Annotated in this window: 1 protein-coding gene; it reads left to right on the forward strand. The window is 76.3% G+C overall.

Annotated features, from left to right (window positions below; translation table 11 throughout):
• Positions 1-1,724, forward strand: a 1,724-nt coding sequence (locus tag VGR37_11355; protein HEV2147989.1) for an ArsA family ATPase, incomplete at its 5' end; no start/stop codon positions are given.
• Positions 1,725-1,767 lie beyond the last annotated feature (43 nt).

Consider the following 1,767-nt stretch of genomic DNA (forward strand, 5'->3'; position numbering starts at 1 on the left):
ACGCGGGGCGGGAGCGCGCCCGCTTCCTGGAGCGGCACCGCGACGCGCTGCTCGCGCTGGTGGAGCGCGGGACCTACCTGGAGCGGGAGGACGTCGGCGGCTTCCTGGAGCTGGCCGTTCCCGGGATGGACGAGCTGGCCGCCGTGCTCCGCCTGGCGGAGCTGTCCGAGGCCGAGCCCCACCTGCGCGTGGTGGTCGACACCGCGCCCACCGGACACACCCTCCGCCTCCTCGACCTCCCCCGCCTGGCCGGCGACTGGATCGCCGCGCTGGAGGCCATGGAGGCCCGGCAGGAGGCGGTGGCGCTCGCCCTGGCGGGCGCCTACCGCCCCGACGCCGCCGCCCGCGACCTCGCCACGCTCCGCTCCGACGTGGAGCGCCTCGCCGCCCGCCTCGCCGACCCCTCCCGGACCCGCTTCGTCCTCGTCGCCACCCCGGAGCCCGTCGTCCTCGCCGAGACCCGGCGCTACCTGGACGCGCTCCGCGAGCGCGGCATCGCCGTCTCCGCCCTGGTCGTCAACCGCGTCACGCTGGAGGAACCGCTCTCCGCGCTCGATCTCGGGCGCGGGGCGGAGGGGACCCCCGTCGTTCCGCTGCCGCTGCTGGACGAGGATCCATACGGGGTGGAGGCGCTGCGGGGGGTGGGCGCGCGGCTCGGAGAGGCCCCCTCTCCCCCCGACCCCCTCTCCCCCGCAAGCGGGAGAAAGGGGGAGAACGACAGTGCCGAGTCCCGGCCAGCCCTCCCCCAGAATCGGGGGAGGGTGGCGAGCCTAAAGCGAGCCGGGTGGGGGCCTGAGGGCTGGTTCGTACCCACCGACCGGCGCCTGTACCTGGTGGGCGGGAAGGGGGGCGTCGGAAAGTCCACCGTGGCGTCGGCGGTGGCGGCGCGGCTGGCGGAGGAGGGGGTAGCCCCGGTGCTGCTGATGAGCACCGACCCGGCGGGGTCGCTGGGGGACGTGTGGGGCACGCCGGTGGGGAGGCAGCCGGTTCCGGCGCCGGGCGCGCCGGGCGTGAGGCTCCGGCAGGTGGACGCGGAGGCGGAGTGGGAGGCGTTCCGGGCCGGGTACCGGAAGCAGGTGGAGCGGTTGTTCGCCGGGCTTCTCGGGGACGGGCTCTCCGCCACGGCGGACCGGGCGGTGATGGAGCGGCTGGTGGACCTCGCCCCCCCGGGCGTGGACGAGGCGATGGCGCTGGGAGACGTGATTGACTTGCTGGAAGGGCGGGAATACAATGCGCTGGTGCTCGACACCGCCCCCACCGGACACCTGCTGCGCCTCCTGGAGATGCCCGCCGTGGCGCTCGACTGGTCGCACGCGCTCCTCCGGCTTCTCCTCCGATACCGCGAGGTGGTCGGCCTGGGCGACACCGCGGAGCGCGTCCTCCGCTTCGCCCGGACGCTGCGCGGCCAGCGCGCGCGGCTGACGGACCCGGCGCACACCTGGCTCCTCGTGGTCGCGCTCCCGGAGGCGCTCGGCGTCCCCGAGACGGAACGGCTGACGTCGCGCCTGCGGGAGCTGGGGATCCCTCCCGGCGCGCTCCTCGTCAACCGCCTTCTCGTGCGCGACGAGCTCGCGCCCGGCCGCGCGGACGAGGCGGCGCGGCTCCTGGCCGTCCCCGGGATCCCGGAATTCGCCGCGGCGCCAGCCTGGGCCGGGCACGGCCCGCGTGGGGCGGCGGACCTCCTCCGCTTCGCCCGCTCCTGGCGCGCCCTCTCCCCCGCATGACCGACACCCTCACCTACCTGTACGCCGTGGTGCCCGGCGACGC

The organism is Longimicrobiaceae bacterium (assembly GCA_035936415.1).
Lineage (GTDB): Bacteria > Gemmatimonadota > Gemmatimonadetes > Longimicrobiales > Longimicrobiaceae > JAFAYN01.